This window comes from Cryptosporangium minutisporangium (assembly GCF_039536245.1).
GTDB classification, from domain to species: Bacteria; Actinomycetota; Actinomycetes; order Mycobacteriales; family Cryptosporangiaceae; genus Cryptosporangium; species Cryptosporangium minutisporangium.
In genome coordinates this window covers 344,877-363,561 of the sequence record NZ_BAAAYN010000044.1, presented here as the reverse complement: position 1 = coordinate 363,561, position 18,685 = coordinate 344,877, and the positions used below count along the sequence as shown (strand labels likewise).

Here is an 18,685-nt window from a genome sequence, read left to right as displayed (position 1 = left end):
GGTACAGGGTCAGCCGCGCGCCCGCGTCGGCCACATCGAAGGCCGTCCGGCCGGACCACGCGAGCCAGCCCGGGAACGCTACGACTCCCGAGGTGGGGCCGTGGAACTCGTCGAAGGACTCGGGACTCCGGCGTTCGGCCCCGAGCCACCGCGGCGCCAACGCATCAGCAGATACACTCATGCCATCCAGCTTGCTTCACCTCCCTCCTGTCTCTCAGATGTTCAGCAGAACTCGTACCTACAAGATGTCGCCCGGCGTGTACGTCGCCGCTGCCGGGTGCCGAGCCGCCACCTGGGCGACCCGCCGCGCCACCTCGGCGACCTGCGCCGACGCCGCTCCGGTGAACGCGGTCGGATCCGCCACCAGCCCGCGCATGGTCGCCGCGTCGAGCCGCAGCCGCTCGTCGCCGGCCAGCCGGTCCAGCAGGTCGTTGCGCTCGATGCCCTTTTCCCGCATCTCCAGCGCGACGGCGACCGCGTGCTCCTTGATCGCCTCGTGCGCGACCTCGCGTCCCACTCCCCGCTGCACCGCCGCGACCAGCACCTTCGTGGTCGCGAGGAACGGCAGGTACCGGTCCAGCTCACGCTGGACGACCGCCGGGTAGGCCCCGAACTCGGTCAGCACGGTGAGGAACGTCTGGAACAGGCCGTCCGCTGCGAAGAACGCGTCCGGCAGCGCGACGCGGCGGACGACGCTGCAGAACACGTCGCCCTCGTTCCACTGGTTGCCTGCCAGCTCACCGGTCATCGACGCGTAGCCACGCAGGATCACGGCCAGCCCGTTGACCCGCTCGCAGGAGCGGGTGTTCATCTTGTGCGGCATCGCCGACGAGCCGACCTGGCCGGCCTTGAAGCCCTCGGTGACCAGCTCCTGACCGGCCATCAGGCGGATCGTCGTCGCCAGGCTCGACGGCCCGGCCGCCGCGACCACCAGCGCGGAGACCGCGTCGAAGTCCAGCGAACGCGGATACACCTGGCCGACGCTGGTGAAGGTGCGCTGGAAACCGAGGTGCCGGGCGACGGCCTCCTCGAGAGCGGCCAGCTTCATCGGGTCGCCGCCGAGCAGATCGAGCTGATCGGCGGCGGTGCCCACCGGCCCCTTGATGCCGCGCAGCGGATACCGCTCGAGCAGCTCGGAGATCCGCTCGTACGCGAGCAACTGCTCCTCGGCGGCCGACGCGAACCGCTTGCCGAGCAGCGTCGCCTGCGCCGGGACGTTGTGCGAGCGGCCGGTCAGCACCAGCGCATCGAACTCCACTGCCCGGGCGGCGAGCCGCACGAGCGAACTGACGACCCGGTCGCGGATCAGCTCCAGCGAGGCCCGGGTCTGCAGCTGCTCGACGTTCTCGGTGAGGTCGCGGGACGTCATGCCCTTATGGATGTGCTCGTGCCCGGCCAGCGCGGAGAACTCCTCGATGCGGGCCTTCACGTCGTGCCGGGTGACGCGCTCGCGCGCTGCGATCGACTCCAGGTCGACGTCGTCCACGACGGCCTCGTAGGCCTCGACGACACCGTCGGGCACGGGGACGCCGAGCTCACGCTGCGCCCGGAGCACGGCGATCCACAGCCGGCGCTCGAGCACGATCTTGTGCTCGGGTGACCAGAGCTTCGTCAGCTCGGGCGAGGCGTATCGGGCGGCGAGTACGTTCGGAATCACGCCCCTATCTTCGCCTAGTCCAGGACCGGGCGCACCGGCGCACCGAGCGCGCCCGGCGACGGTGGCGGCTAGCGGAACAGGGACTACACCAGTAGCAACGTCTTGCCGACCGTCGTCCGTGCCTCGATCGCTGCGTGTGCGTCCGCGGCTCGCTCCAGCGAGAACGTCTGCCCGATCACCGCCCGCAAGCGCCCCTCGGCGCCCTCCGCCAGCGCGGCCGCGGCCAGCTGCGGCAGGCTCAGACCCACCTTCTTCTGCATGTCCCAGAGCGTGAGCACGCTCGCGCCGGTCGCGGCCACCGTCGCGGGGTCGGTCATCGGCCCGCCGGCCGCGCCGTGCACGACGAAACGGCTCCCGGTGCCGACCAGCCCGAGTGCGGTGCTGCCGATCGGCCCGCCGACGCCGTCGAAGACCACGTCGACCGGGCGACCGTCGGTCAGCTCGCGGACCCGACCCGCCCAGTCCGGCTGCCGGTAGTCAACGGCCTCCGCTCCTGCTTTGCGGACGACGTCCAGCTTGTGGTCGCTGCCGACGGCACCGATCACCCGGGCCCCCGCCCCGAGCGCCAGCTGGACGAGCATCGTCCCCAGGCCGCCCGCCGCCCCCTCGACCAGAACCGTCTCACCGGTGGCGGGCTTGGCCAGCCGGAACAGCCCGACGGACGTGCGGCCGTCGGTGGCGAGCGCCACCGCGTCGGCCGTCGAGAGCGACGGCGGGATCTCGACCATGTCGGCGACACTCACTGCCGCCTTCTCCGCGTAGCCGCCCGAACCTCCGGTCATGCTGAACACCCGCCGGCCGACCAGGTCCGCGTTGAGGCCGGGGCCGACGGCCGCGACCACACCGCCTACGCCGTTTCCCGGGACGAACGGTAGGTCGGGCAGCGGATACGGGCCCGGCCGGCCCTGCCGGATCTGGGTCTCTACGAACGAGATGCTCGCCACCTCGACGTCGACCAGGACCTGGCCTTCCCCGGGTGTGGGGTCGGGCACCTGGACGGGGACGAGGACGGACGGGGCACCGAATTCGGTCAGGATGATCGCGCGCATGCCGAACAGCGTGCAACCTGAAGTTTCGTTGAGGTCAAGCCGGTTTCGGCGAACCAGCGCGTCCGCGGAGTGACCAGTGCGAAGGGGTCGGTGCCAACGGCGAATGCGGCGCGAGCGCCATCGCCACCGCGCCGATCAGTCCGGCCAGCGCGAACACGTAGAAGCTCCACACGCCCGCGCCCTCGTCGAGCAGTACGCCGCCCAGCGCCGGCCCGATCACCGAGCCCACCCGCCCCACGCCGGCGATCCAGCCGAGCGCGGTCGCGTGCGTCGCGGTCGGGTAGTGGTAACCGACGTGGGCGTAGAGCACCACTTGCGCGGTGAACAGGAAGAACCCGGCCAGCGCCGCGGCCAGGTAGATCAGCGCGGACGGCATCCGGATGCTGAGCAGACCGACGAACACCGCCCCGGTGAGGAACCAGATCGCCGACGCCCGCTTGGTGCCGAGCCGGTCGGCGATCGGTCCGGTGAGCAACAGCCCGGCCACCGCCCCGACGTTGGTCACGACCAGGAACGAGAGCGCAGAGCCGAGGCCGTAGCCGGAATCCCGCATGAGCTCCGGCAACCAGGTCCCGAACCCGTACACCAGGAGCAGCCCGCAGAATGACGCGAGGAAGAACAGCAGTGTGGCCGCCAGGTACCCGTGACCGAAGATCGTGCGGAGCGCCGCCGATCGGGTCGGTTGCTCTCCGGTGTCCGCCGCCGCGACCCGGGCTCGAGCGGCGTCCAGATCGACGTGGTGACGGCGGGCGACGGCCTCCGCCTCAGCCGTCCGTCCGCGGGCCAGCAGGAAGTCGACCGACTCCGGCAGGTACCGCCACAGCAGCGGAAGCATGACGACGATCGGGAGCGCGCCGGCCCAGAACATCGCGCGCCAGCCGAACGCGGGCAGCACCGCGATCGCAAGCGCGGCCACCACGAGACCGCCGACGTGGTAGCCGGTCATCATCCAGGTAGCGCCCGCGCCCCGGCGGTGTTCGCCGATGTACTCCATGACCAGCGGCATCGCGGTCGGGATCAAGCCACCCAGGCCGAGCCCGGCGAGGAAGCGGCCGATCCCGAAGACGGTCGGGTTCGGTGCGAGCGCGCAGGCCGCCATCAGCACCGAGAACCAGACCGTGCACCCGATGATCGCCTTCCGGCGGCCGATCCAGTCGGTGACGGTGCCGACCGCGAGCGAGCCGATCAGCATGCCGAACGTGGCGTAACTGCCGATCCGGCCAGCTTCGGACGCGGTGAGCTGCCAGTCGGGGTCGTCCAGGAGTTCCGGGATCACCGTGCTGTAGACGAAGAGGTCGAACCCCTCGAGTAGGACGACGATCCAGCACAGCGCGAGAACGGTGCGGGCGACGCGGTCCAGTGCGGTGAGCTGCACGGGCGGCCTCCTGGCGTGCGGCGCGGTGTGGGCTCTTCCGCCCTGCCCCACACCGCCGCCCGAAAACGCCGCCGTTCCACTGGCTGAAACCGCAAGGTCTCGAAAGTCCGCGGCCCGCGGCTGACGCGATCCCCGAAATCCGCCCCTGCGTGCCCGCGCGCAGGGGCTCTTCCCGAAAACCCGTCCCGGCCGGCCCCCGGACGGGTGCTCTTCCCGAAAATCCGCACCCGCCGGCCCCTGGACAGGTGCTCTTCCCGAAAATCCGCGCGCCAGCGCTAACGCCCGGACGTCAACGTCAGCGCTGGGCGGCGGCCAGGGACGTGTCCCAGTCGATCGCGACCGCATTCGGCTCGGACGGCGAGACGCGGGCGCTCAGCCGCGATCCGGGGTAGACCAGCGGCACCGCGTGCTGCGGAACCGGGTTGCCGACCTGGATCTGGTACGGCGCGACACCCGGGCGCATGATCGTCAGAACGAACGCGTGCAGGTCGACGCCCTGCGGGTTGCGCATCCCCAGCGGGGCGCTCTGAATGATCACGGCCTCGCAGGGGATGCCGGTCGCGAGCAGCTCGGCCGCGGACGGAACACCGGCCGTCGGAGTTGCCCGGACCACCGGCGGCTCACTGGCCCAGTCGATCGCGACTCGGCCGGGGTTGGCCGGGTCCACCCGGACCGCGACGAACGTCATCCCGGGCTGGAGGCGCGGCAGCACGTGCTCGGCGATGCGCTGACGGACAACGGCCTGGTAGGCCGGGGTGTCGTCGGGCGTGACCTCGAGCGTGAAGACGCAAACCCGCTCCGGCGGTCCACCCACCTGGACGGTGGTACCGGTGAGCTGGATGTCGAGGATGAGGCCGCGAGCCGGTCTACCGGTCCGCAGGAGTTCCTCGTCGACACCTCCGGCCAGCTGCTTGAATCCGTCGGCCGCTTGCTTGAACGCAGAAAAGATTCCCATGCCGAAGAACGTATGGGCCATCGATTCGTTAGTCAGCGCTAGTGACGTCTCGCTGACACGTGAGCACGCTCGCGACGCGAACGTTGTCCAGCGAACAGACGCGCGCCCGGGCTCCGCGCGGATTTACGTCAAATCCGCCCCCACGGCGCGCGTGGAGGCGGATTTGACGTAAATGAGTGTCGGGCCGCGGCGTCAGAAGTTGATCATGTGCCCTGCGAGGCCGTGGACGGCCTCCTTGACCGCCTCGGACAGCGTCGGGTGAGCGTGGACGTTCCGCGCCACCTCGTGCACCGTCAGATCCCACTGCTGCGCCAGCGTCAGCTCCGGAAGCAGCTCGGTCACGTCCGGGCCGATCATGTGCGCACCGAGCAGCTCGCCGTACTTGGCGTCGGACAGGATCTTCACGAAGCCACCCGGGTCGCCCAGGCCGTGCGCCTTGGCGTTCGCGGTGAACGGGAACTTCGCGACCTGGACGTCGTAGCCCTTCTCGCGCGCCTGGGCCTCGGTGTAGCCGAAGCTGGCGATCTGCGGCTGGCAGTACGTGGCCCGCGGGATCATCACGTAGTCGAGCGACATCGTCTCGGCGCCGGCGATCGTCTCCGCCGCGATGATGCCCATCGCCTCGGCGGCGTGCGCCAGCATCAGCTTGGCGGTGCCGTCACCGATCGCGTACACGTGCGGGACGTTCGTCCGGCAGAACTCGTCGACGTCGATCGCGCCGCGCTCGGTCAGCTTCACGCCGACCTTCTCCAGGCCGTAGCCCTCGGTGCGGGGCGAGAACCCGATCGCCTGGAGCACCTTGTCGGTCTCCAGGGTCTGCTGCTGCCCGTCCTTCGACACCACGACCTTGACGCGCTCGCCGGAGTCGTCGATCGACTCCACCCGGGTCGAGGTGAGCACCTTGATGCCGAGCTTCTTGTAGCGCTTGGCCAGCTCGGTGGAGACCTCGACGTCCTCCAGCGGCACCAGCCGGTCGAGGAACTCGACGATCGTGACGTCGACGCCGTAGTTCCGCATCACGTACGCGAACTCGACGCCGATCGCGCCGGCGCCGGCGATGACGATGCTCTCCGGCAGGTTGTCGGTGAGGATCTGCTCCTCGTAGGTGACGACCCGCTCGGACAGCTGCGTGCCGGGCAGCAGTCGCGTGGTGGCACCGGCCGCGATGATCGCGTTGTCGAACGTGACCGTCTCGCTGCCGCCGTCGTTGAGCGCGACCTCGATCGTGTTCGCGTCGGTGAACGTTCCCCAGCCGTGGAACTGCTGGATCTTGTTCTTCTTCATCAAGAAGTGGACGCCCTTGACCCGGCCGTCGGCGACCTTGCGGCTCCGGTCGAACGCGGGCTTGAAGTCCACCGAGACCGTGCCGTCGACAGTGATGCCGAACTGCTTGGCCTCGTTCTGGAAGATGTAGGCCAGTTCGGCGTTCCGGAGCAGCGCCTTGGACGGGATGCAGCCCACGTTGAGGCACACCCCACCCCAGTACTGCTTCTCGATGATCGCCACCTTTTTGCCGAGCTGCGCGGCTCGGATCGCGGCGACGTACCCACCCGGGCCCGCGCCCAGTACCACGACATCGAAGTGTGTGCTCACGGTTTCCAGCCTATGCCGGAACCCCGCGAACGCACCGGGCAGGTCGGAGGACGAGACACCCGAACCGCAACCGCTCACTACTCACCGAGTAACCCACGCCACCGATCAACTCGACGTGACCGACAACCGTCCCGCCCCGCTCGCGACCCAGCCGCAGTCCTCGCTGCGCTCCGCCGCCAAGGCGCTGCCCAGCGACGACGGCGCGCTCCGAGTCGTGCCGCGTCCCGGGTCGATCGCGGCGCAGGCCCGGCAGGGAGCGGTCGGTGCGGTGCGGCCGAGCCGAGCCGACCGCGCGGCGAACCGGTTCCCCACCATCCACGACGTGATCGACGCCCGCGCGATCTTTCCGGTGTTCCAGCCGCTGGTCCGCGCCGACGACCGGGCGCTGATGGGGTACGAGGCTCTGAGCCGGGGCCCGGTCGGCACGCCGTGGGAGAACCCCGCCGCGCTCTTCGCGGCCGCCGCCGAGGTGGGTCGGCTGACCGAGCTGGACTGGGCGTGCCGCGCCCGGATCGGCCGCGCCGCGATCGCCGCCGGGCTCGACCGGTCCACCGCGCTGTTCGTCAACGCCGAGCCGCTCGCCGCGTCCACCCCCTGCCCCGACGACCTGCTGCCCGCGATCCGGGAGGCCGAGCGTCGTCTGCACCTGGTCATCGAGATGACCGAGCGTTCGATCGCCGCCGACCCCGCGGGCCTGCTCACGGCCGCATCGACGCTCCGGGCGGCCGGCTGCAGCATCGCGCTGGACGACGTCGGCGCGATCCCGGCATCGCTCGCCCTGATGCCGCTGCTCGACCCCGACGTCATCAAGCTGGACATGCACCTGCTGCGGCATCCGCACGACCTGTCGACGGCCCGCGTCGTGAACAGCGTGATCGCGCAGGCGGAGCGGTCCGGCGCAGCGATCCTCGCCGAGGGCGTCGAGACCTCGACGCACCTCGCGACCGCCCGCACGATGGGTGCGTCGATCGTGCAGGGCTGGCTGACCGGGCGGCCGGGGCCGCTGCCGACCGAGCGCGCACCGTCGCTGCCGCCCGAGCGCCTCTACCGGGGCATGCCCCAGGCGCCGGCCGGCACCCCGTTCCAGATCCTGTCGTCCTGCCGTCCGGCGCGGCGGGCGTCGAAGGACTCGCTGCTCGCGATCAGCAAGTACCTGGAGACCAAGGGCCTGGACAGCGAGGAGCCGCCGGTCGTCCTCGCGTGCTTCCAGCACGACCGGTTCCTGACGCCGACGACCAGGCAGCGGTTCGCCCGGCTCGCCGAGTCGGCCGGTCTGGTCGCAGCTCTCGGCGAGGGCGTGGCGATCGAGCCGGCGCCGGGTGTCCGGGGCGCTGTGCTGGATGCGCAAGACCCGCTCCGGCACGAGTGGAACGTCGTGGTGGTCGGTCCGCACTTCGCCGGTGCGCTGGTGGCCCGCGACGTCGGCGACGACGGACCGGACGCCGAGCGTCGCTTCGACTACGTGCTGACCTACGAGCGCTCGCTGGTACTACGCGCGGCCCGCGCTCTGGTGGGCTGGCTCGCTCCCGTGCCGCCGGACCATTACCGCTGACGAGGGGGTTCGGACGCGGCGAGAGAATTACGCCGTTTCTGGATTAATGTCCGCGAGATGCCTCAGCAGGACACGATCACCGCAGACTTCCCGGCCCACCTTCCGCAGCCGTACTTCCGCGCGCTACTCGAGAACCTCGACGCTGCCGTCGTGCTGTGCGACTCAAAGGGACGGATCCTGCTGTTCAACCGCGCGATGGCGCGGGCCTGCGACCGCGGCGACGCGGCGAGCTGGGAGCACGACTCCGACAGCCGCGGTGAGCTGCGGATCGGTGCCGACGTCCAACGGATCACCGGCTGCCTGCGCAACCCGGACGGGTCCCGGGTCGTGCAAGGGGAACTCCCGCTCAGCCGGGCCCTGCGCGGCGAGCGGCTGCAGGGCATGGAGATCCACCTCGGCCCGGACGGACAGCGCCCCCGGACCTACCGGGTGCACGGCCAGCCCGTCCGGGACGACGAGGGGCGCCTGCTGGGAGCGCTGCTGACCCTCCACGACATCACCGAGCGCCGGATGGCCGCGCGGCTCGGCGACTGCGAACTCGCGGTCTCGGAAGCACTGACCACCGAGGCGTCGCTCGCCGACGCCGGCACCGGGGTCCTGGCGGCGGTCGGTACTCGGCTGTCCTGGCCGTACGGGGAGCTCTGGCTGGCCGACGAGGCCGAGAGCATGCTGTACGCGGCCGCCCGCTGGGTCGCGCCGGGGCACCAGCCGTCGGATCCGCTGCCCGAGCCGCTGGCCCGTGGCGTCGGGCTGCCCGGTGAGGTCTGGGCGACCGGCACACCACGCTGGTACGCCGACGTCACGACCAGCGGCCACCCCAGCCTCGCCGCAACCGCGAGCCGCTACGGCCTCCGGTCCGCGGTCGCGGTGCCCATCCGGACCTCCGAGCAGTTCATCGGCGTCCTGACCTTCTTCGGCGGCACGGTCGACGAACCGGACGAGGCACTGCTCGGGCTGCTCGGCGGCGTCGCCGCGCACGTCGGGCAGTTCCTGGCCAGACGCCGCGCCGACGAGCTCGCGCTGGAGTTGACCCGAACCAAGGACGACTTCCTCGCACTCGTCGGCCACGAGCTCCGCACGCCGCTGACGTCGATCGTCTCGCACACCGAGCTCCTACTCACCGACACCGAGCGGATCACCGGCGACAACCGGACCCTGCTGGAGTCCGTCGACCGCAACGCGCACGCGCTGCGCCGGATCGTCACCGACCTGCTCGACCTCGCCGGGCTCGAGTCCGGCGACATCACGCTCGACCTGGTGCAGGTCGACTTCGTCGACCTGCTCGACGCAGCGGTGTCCACGCTGCGGCCCATGGCCGAAACGAACGACGTCACGATCGGAGTGGACGCTCCGCGGACGCTGGCGATCTGCGCGGATCCCACACGTCTGCGACAGTTGGTCGATCAGCTGCTCTCGAACGCGGTGCGCTACTCCCCGGACGGTGGTGACGTCCGGGTACGACTGCAGCGGGACAGCGAGCTCGTTTCACTGACGATCTCGGACGGCGGAATCGGGATCCCGGAGGCGGAGCGGTCACGGCTGTTCGAACGCTTTTTCCGGTCGTCCGCCGCCACCGCTCGCGGCATCACCGGCACCGGTCTCGGCCTGACACTGGCCCGTGCGATCACCGAGCGGCACGCCGGCACGATCCAGGTCCGGCACGGTCATCCGGGCACGACGATGGCCGTCACGCTACCGATCCGCGGCCCCGAAGAGGCGTAACAGTCAGCCATACCCAGCCTGGACGGTCGCTATACCGCCGAACGTCGCCACACCCGTACGATGAGCGGCAGTCTCCCGTCCAGAAGCGCGCGGGACCCTGATCCGTCTGCGCGGTAGGAGGCCCCACATGACTGAGTACTCTTCGCCCCCACCCTTCGAGGTATTGATCGTCGACGACGACGCGGGCGACGTCATGATCATCGAAGAGGCGCTGGCCACCCACGGCATCGGCAGCACGCTGCACGTCGTGCCGGACGGCGTCGTCGCCATGCAGTTCCTCCGGCGCGAGGGCACCTACGAGGACGCGCCGCGACCCCATCTCGTACTGCTGGACCTGAACATGCCGCGCAAGAGCGGGCGGGAAGTGCTGGAGGAGCTGAAGCTCGACGAGTCGCTCGCCAGCATCCCGGTCGTGGTGCTGACCACGTCGGCCGCGGACGAAGACATCCTGCGCTCCTACGACCTGCACGCGAACGCGTACGTCACCAAGCCGGTCGACTTCGCCGAGTTCGAAAACGTCGTAGTGCAGATCGAGCAGTTCTACGGACAGACAGCCCAACTCCCCGGCCGTCGCCGGTAGGCGGCCCGCTCCAGGTCCGTAACGAATTTCAACTGCGCGCGCCTGGCGGCGCTTGAAACTGCCACAACGCCATATGGACGCTGTGCGCGCGGCGATCGGCGGCTGGATCTTGGCGAAACGGGCAAAATGGGTGATCATCGTGGTAACCGCCCGTAGTTTTCCCGTGGCGGCACGTGAGGACGGACGACGACCATGATCGATCTCCCGCACCCCCCACCCGGCGCCACGTCCGGGCCCTACGGCCTGCCCCGGCCCGACCTCGACGAGGCCCACCAGGCTCTGGCCGAGATCTACGCCGAGATCACCGACCGCATTTGGCACCAGCTGCTCCGCGAGACCCGTCTCACCGGGCGTGAGACCGACCCCGATGCGCTGGACCGGGTCATCGAGGCCATGAAGTCCAGCGATCCGATCACCGCGCTGTGCGGCCGCTCGCTGGAGATCCGGGTGGCGGCCTTCGACGCGATCGCCACCGACCGGGAACTGATCGGGAGCAGCGCATGAGCACCCTCCTGCACCACCGCCTGGCCGACCGGCAGCGCCTGGCGGCACTGGCGAACTACGAACTCGACGACCCGCACCTCAAACAGCAGCTGGACGCGATCGCGATGCGGACCGCCTCGCACCTGCACCTGCCGATGGCGATGAGCACGCTGATGCTGGACAACGCGATGCTGATCGCTGGCAGCCACGGCGTCGACGGCTGGCTCCGCGGCGGCCCGGGCGGACCCGCGGAGTGGGCGTTCTGCGCTCAGACGGTGCTGACCTGCGAGCCGTACATCGTCTCGGACGCCACCACCGATCCCATGCAGTGCACGAACCCGGTCGTCGAACTCGACGGGATCCGCGCCTACGCCGGTGCGCCGCTGATCGCGCCGTCCGGCCAGGTGCTGGGCGCCCACTGCGTGCTCGACACCGCGCCGCACGTGTTCAGTGAGATGGAGATCGCCGAACTCCGGGAAGCCGCCGAGGACGTCGTGCGGGCGTTCGAGCAGCACCCGAGCCGGCACTCCGCCGACTTCACGCCCACCTTCTTCACCAACGGCTGACTCGTCGGCCACCCACGGAATCGGCGCCGACCCTGCGACGGAGGTCGGCGCCGATTTCTGTCACGCCACCGGGATCAGGTCGCTCAGCCCGACCAAGTCCAGTACCCGCTGCGCGTACCGGCCGATGTTGCGTAGGTGGAAGCGTGCGCCCTGGGTTTCCGCGGCCTTCCAGCCGTAGACCAGCACACCGATGCCGACCGAGTCGAGGAACGGGCAGTCGGCCAAGTCGACGATGACATCGCGCCCAGCGTCGAACTCTTTGGCCAGCATCGATCGGAGCGTGGGCGCCGAGTCCGAGTCGAGGTCACCCAAGACGCGCATGACGGTGCAGCCTTCGGTCGTGCTGACGTCGAAGCGCGTTGGCGGCCTTTCCATGGCTGCCCTCCCTCACCAGGTGGCACTCGAAGGGCTACCCGCATAACGGCCGGTACTCACGCCCAGTTCACCCGAGTTTTCCGGCTCGGAGCGGATCCGCAGCCCCGGTCTCACAAACGAGCCCTTTTCGGCAGACACCTCCGCGCCGACGTCGAGAGTGCCCACACAGCGAAGGGCCCCGGTTTCCCGGGGCCCTTCGGATCAGTCGCAGGCTCAGACGAGCGCGGCGTCGAGAGTGATCTCGACGCTCGCGAGCGCCTTGCTGACCGGGCAGTTCACCTTGGCGTCAGCCGCGGCGGCCGCGAAGTCGTCTGCCGAGATGCCGGGAACCTCGCCACGCACGGTCAGCGCGATACCGGTGATGCCGGTGCCGGGCACGAACGTCACGTCAGCCGTGGTGTTCAGCGCGGTCGGCGGCGTGCCGGCCTTGGCCAGCCCGTTGGAGAGCGCCATCGAGAAGCAGGACGCGTGTGCGGCGCCCAGCAACTCCTCCGGCGTGGTCGTGGAGTCCTGCCCTTCCGAGCGGGCCTTCCAGTTGATGTCGAACGAGCCGACGCGGGAGGAGTCGAGGTTGACCGACCCCTTGCCCTCGAAAAGGCTTCCTTCCCAGTGCGCGGTCGCGGTGCTGGTAAGCGCCATGTCCAACTCCAAGTCGCGTAGTACAGGTCAGCCTGAACGTACTCGGGTCCGCCCTCTCGATCGGCACCTGGGCCGTCCGCCACGTTTGGAGCGGAGTCGATAAATCTAGAAACACCAACCCGCTCCACTAGGGGCTTTTCTGCTGGTGTGTCCTGTTCTCTCGCGCGCTATCCGTGCGCGCGTCGAGAGGAGATCGGGTTGAGAATCATTCGCAGCATCGTGGCCGTCGCCACCGGCGCCGTCAGCACCCTCGGCGCCGTCGTCGCACTCGGGCTGGCCGCACCGCCGGCCGTGGCGGGCACGCAGGTCACCGGCGTCTACGACCGCCACTCCGCGCGGACACTGCCCCGCTTCCACTACGTCATCAACGTCCGCGCGCCGCAGAACAGCCGGCTGACGCTCTACTACTCCTCGCGCCGCGACCAGGCGCGCCGGTTCGTCACCGTCCGAGCGGGTAGCGGGTTGGGATCCCTGAACGAGTGCGCGAAGAACCGGGGGGTACTGCCGGTGGGGCGGTACTCGGTCTGGTTCCGGCCGAACTACCGGGCCGGTAATCCGGCGGTCCGCGGCGACGTCTGGCGGGTGTCCGACCGCGTCTGTCGCAATCGGAAGACGGTGCGGAACGACTTGTTCATCCACTCGAGCGGCGCCCCTGGCGCGCCGTTCCGTCATTACCGGACGCTCGGGTGCATCAAGGTCGACCAAGCCGACCGCGCCCGCCTAGCCGCCGCATGGCGCTCCGCCTGGGGCAACCACAGAGGCCAACTAGTCGTCACCCGGAGCGCGGCACGCTGAGAACAACGCCGGCAGGCGAGCGCGAGGCCTTGAGACCACCGCAAGGTCGAGCCCAGCGGATGCTGCCTCGCGCGGCGCCCGACAACGGCGAATCAGTGGTTCGCTGCGGCCTCGCGCTCGACTGCCAGCGCCGCCCTCAGCGCGCTCCAGGTCAGAACCACTGAGCACCTGCGGTGCTCAGTGCGCCCAGGGTGGGGTCAGCGTCGAGCCGTCCTCCAGGAGAGCGGTGAGGCCGACCGACGTCGTCACCCAGGCGCGCAGCGGCTCGTCACCCTCGACGTCGAGCTGGAAACTCGCGCCGGCGGGGACCAGCACGACGTCCCCCGCGACCGCGGTACGCACCTCGCCGTCGAGGGTCACCCGGGCCGCCCCACCCAGGATCGCCAGCACCTCCTCCCGGCTCGGCCGGTGCGGCACTCCGGTGGTGCCGGGCGGCACGTCCAGCCGCCAGGCACAGAGTTCGGCACTTCCGGCCGCCGGTCGCACGTAGGAGGTGAACCGGCTTCCGTGCACCTCGTGGGTCACCGCCGAGGCGGCGTTCAGAACGGGCATCGCCACTCCTTCCTTTAGTCAATCTGCTTGACCAAATAGTCAAGCAGGCTGACTTCTGTGTCAAGGTGATTCCATGGCGGACGAACTCGCGCTCTCGACGCTGCTGCTCAGCGCGGCCAGCACACTCGTCGGGCAAATCCACAGCGGTACGGCCCGGCGCGGCTTCGACGACCTCCGCCCCACACACGGCTACGTCTTCGCCCGCCTCGCCCCGGACGGCGCGACCGTCACCGATATCGCCGAGCACCTGGGCGTCACCAAACAGGCCGCGAGCCAACTCGTCGAGGAACTGGTCGGTAAGGGTTACGTCGAACGGCGTCCGCACCCGTCGGACGCCCGTGCACGCCTCATCGTGCTGACCGACCGGGGGTGGGCCTGTACCCGCGCCGCCGACGCAGCCGCCACCGAGGCCGTCAGCGCCTGGGCAGCCGTGCTGGGGCCGGACCGGATCGCCGCGCTCGTCGCCGACCTCCGCCGGATCGCCGGACGCGGCCCTCTCCGGCCGGCCACCTGGTGAGGTGTTAGGCCTCCGCCGGAGCGGGCATGCACGCCCCATACCGGAGGGCGGTGCAGTGGAGTCTCTGAGCAGGTCCGATCAGGTCACTGTGGCGGCGGTGATCGTCGTGATCGGCGTACTCGTCGCGCTCAGCGTCCGCGGCACCCGGCGCGGCGCACCGGCACGCATGGGCGCGATCGTCGCGGGGATCGTCCTACTGCTCGCGTTGATGGTCGGCTTACGCGCCCACGACCTGACCAAGCCCCGCTCCGACGAACGGCCGGAGTCGGCGGCATTGCGGCCGACGACCGCGCAGCCGTACGGCGACGCCACGGTCAGCGGCGATCCGCAGCGCGGCGTGACCGTTCACGCACCCACCGCCGATCCGGCGACCGGCGGCGCTTACTTCTCGGACGCACAGTTCTGCGACGGTCGGCTCGAGGCCAGCGTCCGCACCGGCGACGTCTCACTCGGCGCAGACGCGCGGCAGAAGAGCGCGGGGAGCACTCCGCAGACCGCGAACGCGGTCCCGGCCGCCGAGCAGCCTCCGTCGGGTCTGGCGCTCCAGATCCGAGCCGGCTCCGACCCGACGGTCCCGGCCGTGCTCTCGATCGAGTACTCCCGCGCCGACCAAGAGGTCCGGCTGGTCGCCGGAGACGGGACGACGCTCGGGGCGCTCGCGAGTACGGCGGAGGACGCGGCGATCCGCGTCGACCTGGACGGGACGCACGCCGCCGCGTGGTTCGACGGACAGCCGCTGACCGACGGCGCCGTCCCAGTGACCGGCGGATGCGGTGCAGTGCGATTCAGCGCTTGGGGCAGCGACGCTGCGCTGCGCGACCTGGTTATCCGCCCCGCCTCGTAGTTCGACACCACCCCCGCCGCGGGATCCGGCCGCGGCCTGGACGGCCGGGCGCGGTCCGCGTGCGGGGATCCCAGGTGGTTGGGTCGTGCGTTTCAGTTCAGGTCGAACTCGCCGGACTTGGCGCCGTTGATGAACGAGCGCCAGCCGGCTGCGGGGAGCACCAGAGCCGGTCCACGCCGGTCCTTCGTGTCACGCACCGCAACGACAGACTCCATCAGAGCAACCTCGACACAGTTGCCGTTCCCCGTGCTCGCAGTGCTCTTGCGCCACGGAGCGTAAGTGAGATCGATGTTTGCCATACCTGCCTCAGCTTTCCTGCCACGACTACGACATGTCACCAGCGGCTTCGCGGATCCGGAGTACGGATTGCTCCGGACTGAGCGCTATGCCACACAGCTTTTGGTGCACGAGGGTATACCCCTCCACCTGGTCCGGTTCCTCCAGAGCGATACCCACAGTGAGGTTATCCAGGTAGACGACAGAATTGTCGTCAGGATCCGGGAAACTAAGGATGACATAGGGTGTCGTCATCGCGGGGTGCCCGCCGACCGAAAATGGCAAGACTTGAACGGTTACGTTGGGTAGCGCTGATAGCTCGACTATGTACAGAAGCTGCTCACGCATCACCGTTACGCCACCGAACGCCCGCAACAAAACTGCTTCGTTCAGGACGACGGACAATTCCGCCGGAGAATCTCCTCTCAACAGGTCCTGACGGCGCAGGCGGGCCGCGACCTTACGGTCGACGTCGTCGTCCCCGGCGGTGAGCCGGAAGGCGGCACGGGCGTAGGACTCGGTCTGCAAGAGGCCGGGAACGGCTTCGGCCTCGTAGGTGCTGATCTTGACCGCCTCGGCCTCCAGGCCGACGTAGAACTCGAACCACGACGGCAGCACGTCGGCGTAGTTCTGCCACCAGCCCCGCTGTTGGGCGCCGCGGGCAATCTCGATGAGGGATTCGGAATCTTCACCGGTGATGCCGTAGAGGGCCAGTGCGGCCCGGACATCTCGGGGCTTGATACCGATCTGAGCGGTCTCTATACGGGAAAGATTGCTGCGTGACATGTCGAGCTGACGGGCGGCTTGTTCGAGCGTCATCCCCGCCTTCTCGCGGAGGTGGCGCAGCTCTCTGGCGATACGACGGCGACGAACCGTGGGGCTTCCTGACACGGCGCGAGTGTGGCACCACGCGAACCACCACACCAGCCTCGAAATCGCACCACGCCGAAGTGGGAGTTGCATTGCAGGGGACGCGGATGCACTATCGAGACAGAGGTCGTCAGCATGTGACCCACGGCGTCTACCGGGACCGCCGAGGTGTCACCGCCCTGTCTTCCGTGCGGTGACGCCTGTCCAGCAGCCCGAGACCCGGAGAGACCAGATGGCAACGACAGTTGTCGGCTACCTACGACCGCCTCGCACGGGCGATCCGAATTCGATCGCGGATCACGAAGCTCTACGACGCTACGCCGAACACCGCGCGCTGGAGCTGCGACACGTCTATGCGGACGCCGTCGGTCCGAAGGCGAACCGGGGTAAGCGCGGAGAGCGAACCGGTTTCGCCGCGGCACTGGCCGACGTGCGGGAACGGCGTGCCGAGGGGGTCCTGCTGCTCGACGTCGCTCATCTGTCCTGGCATCCCGACGTCCGCGACTCGCTGGCCTACCTCGTGGAAGACGCCGGCGGTCGACTGTTCGTCGCCGAGGAATCCCACGACCCAGCCCGACCTGGAACGTGACCGGTCGACCGTGACGGCGCAAGGAGTACCGACGAGCATGACCGCAGGGGTTCGCGAGTTGAGCCCGGCCGAGTCGCACGGCGCAGGACGGCACGGCTTCGCCGCGCCGGTCACGCTTCCGGCGACACCCACCGCACCGACCGCCTGGCCGCCGCCGCTGGTCGTCGCCCCGGAAGAACATCCGGACGCCACCCGGCTGCTCGCCGCGCTCGACCGGGCGTCCCCCGTTCGGCAGCCGGAGCCCGAGCCGCCCCGCAGCGAGGTCTCCCGCGTGGTCGTGGGGTATCTACGGGCGACGTCGGCCCCGAGCGATCCGCTCGTCGCGCTGGCACGGAAGACCGACGACCTCGACGACGACGTGACCGCACCGCTGGTGGCGGCCATCGCCCAGTACGCCCGCGAACGTGGCCTGACGCTGCTCCGCGTGCACCGCGACGACGTCACCGACGACGACGCACGGCGCCCCGGGTTCTCCGCCTGCCTCCGCCACCTCTACCTGCGCGAGGCGTCGGCGATCGTGGTGCCGACCTGGGATCACCTGGCACCGAACGACGTCCTCCGTCGGGCGCTGTGCCACAACGCGACGTCGGCGGGCGGCACGATCCAGGTCATCGACCCGACAGCCGGGTAACACTTTCACCCTTCGAGCACGAGGACGGACCGGACATCGCTCCGGTCCGTCCTCTTTGTGTGCGCGGGTTCTCGGACGCGAGGAATGGCGATCACTCACCAACGCGTCCGGAGTGGATGATCGAGAACGCCGAAAGCCGCAGAAGCGGCACATCTGTTCTCCGAGTTAGGTAACGGGCATCTCGGCAAAACCGGCCGAACGGCCGAGAGCCGATCTTCCGAACGTATCTCGGCGGTTCACTCTGGCGGGCAAAACTCCCTATTCACACAAATAGTGATTGGCGTAAGGCCCCTTTCGGGGCCGAAAAAACGCCGATGCGTCTGCTTTGCTCATTCCGCCTGAAACACCAGAGGAGGCAGTAAATGGGAAGCAAGGCACGACGGACGGCTCTCTCGGTTGCAGGGCTGGCCCTGGCCAGTGGCGCCACGATCGGTCTCGCCGCGCCGGCATCCGCGTCGACGCCCAGCGGTGACGAGTACGCGGGTGGCAGCTACCAGAACGACTGGGGCTCCGACCACGAGTCGTCTTCTGCGGTCGCCGGGTCTTACACGAAGATCGAGAAGACCGAGGTGAAGTGGGCGTCTGCGGACAAGAAGAAGGACTACTCGTCTGGCCACTCGAAGGGTGACTGGTACAAGAAGGACCACGGCAAGAAGGACGTTTGCGACGCCGATTGCAAGCGTGACCACGACCGGGACAAGGACAAGCACTGGGACAAGGACAAGGGCCACTACAAGGGCGGCCACAAGTGGAAGCACGACCGGGTCAAGGGCTTCCACCGCAGCTACAAGGCCTGCAAGGCCGCCGGTAAGCGTGGCGTGCACAAGGGCTGGTGGGACTCCTACGACTGCGACTTCACGAAGCGCGGTTACAAGGGCTGGCACCAGAGCTGGAACAAGTGGGGCAGCAACGACTGGCGCTGCCGTGGCACCTGGGTGCTGAACACCCAGGGCTACTGACCGAGTTAGCTCGGTTTGATCCGCGTATCGATAGAGGGTTATTCAGCCGGCCCTTCCGCACCGTTCTGAACGGGCACAGGTGGGAGGCTGAATAACCCTCACTGCC

The 18,685-nt window shown here is 69.3% G+C and carries 21 protein-coding genes; 11 read left to right on the top strand and 10 right to left on the bottom strand.

Translation table 11 applies throughout. From position 1 onward, the window contains the following. Positions 1-238 precede the first annotated feature (238 nt). The 5 genes from purB to lpdA form a co-directional block, all read right to left on the bottom strand. On the bottom strand, positions 239-1,657 hold the full coding sequence (gene purB / locus ABEB28_RS32085; RefSeq protein ID WP_345731992.1) for an adenylosuccinate lyase: 1,419 nt from the start codon (positions 1,655-1,657) through the stop codon (positions 239-241). A gap of 83 nt (positions 1,658-1,740) precedes the next feature. Beyond that, positions 1,741-2,706, bottom strand: a complete 966-nt coding sequence (locus tag ABEB28_RS32080; RefSeq protein WP_345731991.1) for a zinc-binding dehydrogenase — start codon at positions 2,704-2,706, stop codon at positions 1,741-1,743. 34 nt (positions 2,707-2,740) lie between these two features. Then, complete coding sequence (locus ABEB28_RS32075; protein ID WP_345731990.1) at positions 2,741-4,081, bottom strand: MFS transporter; 1,341 nt, start codon at positions 4,079-4,081, stop codon at positions 2,741-2,743. A gap of 295 nt (positions 4,082-4,376) precedes the next feature. Continuing rightward, on the bottom strand, positions 4,377-5,036 hold the full coding sequence (locus ABEB28_RS32070; protein WP_345731989.1) for a hypothetical protein: 660 nt from the start codon (positions 5,034-5,036) through the stop codon (positions 4,377-4,379). Between the two features lie 192 nt (positions 5,037-5,228). Next, entirely contained in the window at positions 5,229-6,629 is a 1,401-nt protein-coding gene (gene lpdA / locus ABEB28_RS32065) for a dihydrolipoyl dehydrogenase (protein WP_345731988.1), read from the bottom strand. 115 nt (positions 6,630-6,744) lie between these two features. Between lpdA and ABEB28_RS32060 the strand changes: the two genes are divergently transcribed. From ABEB28_RS32060 to ABEB28_RS32040, 5 genes are all read left to right on the top strand, one after another. Then, on the top strand, positions 6,745-8,181 hold the full coding sequence (locus ABEB28_RS32060; protein ID WP_345731987.1) for a sensor domain-containing phosphodiesterase: 1,437 nt from the start codon (positions 6,745-6,747) through the stop codon (positions 8,179-8,181). Between the two features lie 57 nt (positions 8,182-8,238). Further along, positions 8,239-9,903, top strand: a complete 1,665-nt coding sequence (locus ABEB28_RS32055) for a PAS domain-containing sensor histidine kinase (RefSeq protein ID WP_345731986.1) — start codon at positions 8,239-8,241, stop codon at positions 9,901-9,903. Positions 9,904-10,030: 127 nt separating this feature from the next. Continuing rightward, a complete protein-coding gene (locus ABEB28_RS32050; RefSeq protein WP_345731985.1) occupies positions 10,031-10,483 on the top strand; it encodes a response regulator in 453 nt (150 codons plus the stop codon). 192 nt (positions 10,484-10,675) lie between these two features. Further along, a complete protein-coding gene (locus tag ABEB28_RS32045; RefSeq protein WP_345731984.1) occupies positions 10,676-10,987 on the top strand; it encodes a hypothetical protein in 312 nt (103 codons plus the stop codon). Continuing rightward, positions 10,984-11,532 carry a GAF domain-containing protein gene (locus ABEB28_RS32040; RefSeq protein ID WP_345731983.1) on the top strand — a complete coding sequence of 183 codons (549 nt, stop codon included), beginning with the start codon at positions 10,984-10,986 and terminating at the stop codon, positions 11,530-11,532. Before ABEB28_RS32045 ends, ABEB28_RS32040 begins: the two co-directional genes overlap by 4 nt. 60 nt (positions 11,533-11,592) lie before the next feature. Here the strand turns inward: ABEB28_RS32040 and ABEB28_RS32035 are convergent, their stop codons facing one another. Next, entirely contained in the window at positions 11,593-11,907 is a 315-nt protein-coding gene (locus tag ABEB28_RS32035; protein WP_345731982.1) for an STAS domain-containing protein, read from the bottom strand. Positions 11,908-12,120: 213 nt separating this feature from the next. Beyond that, on the bottom strand, positions 12,121-12,546 hold the full coding sequence (locus tag ABEB28_RS32030) for an OsmC family peroxiredoxin (RefSeq protein WP_345731981.1): 426 nt from the start codon (positions 12,544-12,546) through the stop codon (positions 12,121-12,123). Between the two features lie 198 nt (positions 12,547-12,744). Between ABEB28_RS32030 and ABEB28_RS32025 the strand changes: the two genes are divergently transcribed. Then, entirely contained in the window at positions 12,745-13,341 is a 597-nt protein-coding gene (locus ABEB28_RS32025; protein ID WP_345731980.1) for a hypothetical protein, read from the top strand. 177 nt (positions 13,342-13,518) lie between these two features. Here ABEB28_RS32025 and ABEB28_RS32020 read toward each other — a convergent pair whose 3' ends face one another. Further along, a complete protein-coding gene (locus ABEB28_RS32020; RefSeq protein ID WP_345731979.1) occupies positions 13,519-13,893 on the bottom strand; it encodes a cupin domain-containing protein in 375 nt (124 codons plus the stop codon). A gap of 73 nt (positions 13,894-13,966) precedes the next feature. Between ABEB28_RS32020 and ABEB28_RS32015 the strand changes: the two genes are divergently transcribed. Then, positions 13,967-14,410, top strand: a complete 444-nt coding sequence (locus tag ABEB28_RS32015) for a MarR family winged helix-turn-helix transcriptional regulator (RefSeq protein WP_345731978.1) — start codon at positions 13,967-13,969, stop codon at positions 14,408-14,410. Positions 14,411-14,465: 55 nt separating this feature from the next. Further along, the gene (locus tag ABEB28_RS32010; RefSeq protein ID WP_345731977.1) at positions 14,466-15,254 is read left to right on the top strand and encodes a hypothetical protein; all 789 of its coding nucleotides are present in this window, start codon (positions 14,466-14,468) and stop codon (positions 15,252-15,254) included. A 92-nt stretch (positions 15,255-15,346) separates the two neighbouring features. Here the strand turns inward: ABEB28_RS32010 and ABEB28_RS32005 are convergent, their stop codons facing one another. Together ABEB28_RS32005 and ABEB28_RS32000 are read right to left on the bottom strand one after the other, a co-directional pair. Continuing rightward, on the bottom strand, positions 15,347-15,553 hold the full coding sequence (locus tag ABEB28_RS32005; protein WP_345731976.1) for a DUF397 domain-containing protein: 207 nt from the start codon (positions 15,551-15,553) through the stop codon (positions 15,347-15,349). 25 nt (positions 15,554-15,578) lie between these two features. Continuing rightward, positions 15,579-16,421, bottom strand: coding sequence for a helix-turn-helix domain-containing protein (locus tag ABEB28_RS32000; RefSeq protein WP_345731975.1), 843 nt, complete (start codon positions 16,419-16,421; stop codon positions 15,579-15,581). A 211-nt stretch (positions 16,422-16,632) separates the two neighbouring features. Here ABEB28_RS32000 and ABEB28_RS31995 point away from each other — a divergent pair, with 211 nt between their 5' ends. The 3 genes from ABEB28_RS31995 (at position 16,633) to ABEB28_RS31985 (ending at position 18,579) form a co-directional block, all read left to right on the top strand. Then, positions 16,633-16,989, top strand: coding sequence for a recombinase family protein (locus tag ABEB28_RS31995; protein WP_345731974.1), 357 nt, complete (start codon positions 16,633-16,635; stop codon positions 16,987-16,989). A gap of 37 nt (positions 16,990-17,026) precedes the next feature. Further along, on the top strand, positions 17,027-17,620 hold the full coding sequence (locus tag ABEB28_RS31990) for a recombinase family protein (RefSeq protein ID WP_345731973.1): 594 nt from the start codon (positions 17,027-17,029) through the stop codon (positions 17,618-17,620). A gap of 362 nt (positions 17,621-17,982) precedes the next feature. Then, a complete protein-coding gene (locus tag ABEB28_RS31985; protein ID WP_345731972.1) occupies positions 17,983-18,579 on the top strand; it encodes a hypothetical protein in 597 nt (198 codons plus the stop codon). Positions 18,580-18,685 lie beyond the last annotated feature (106 nt).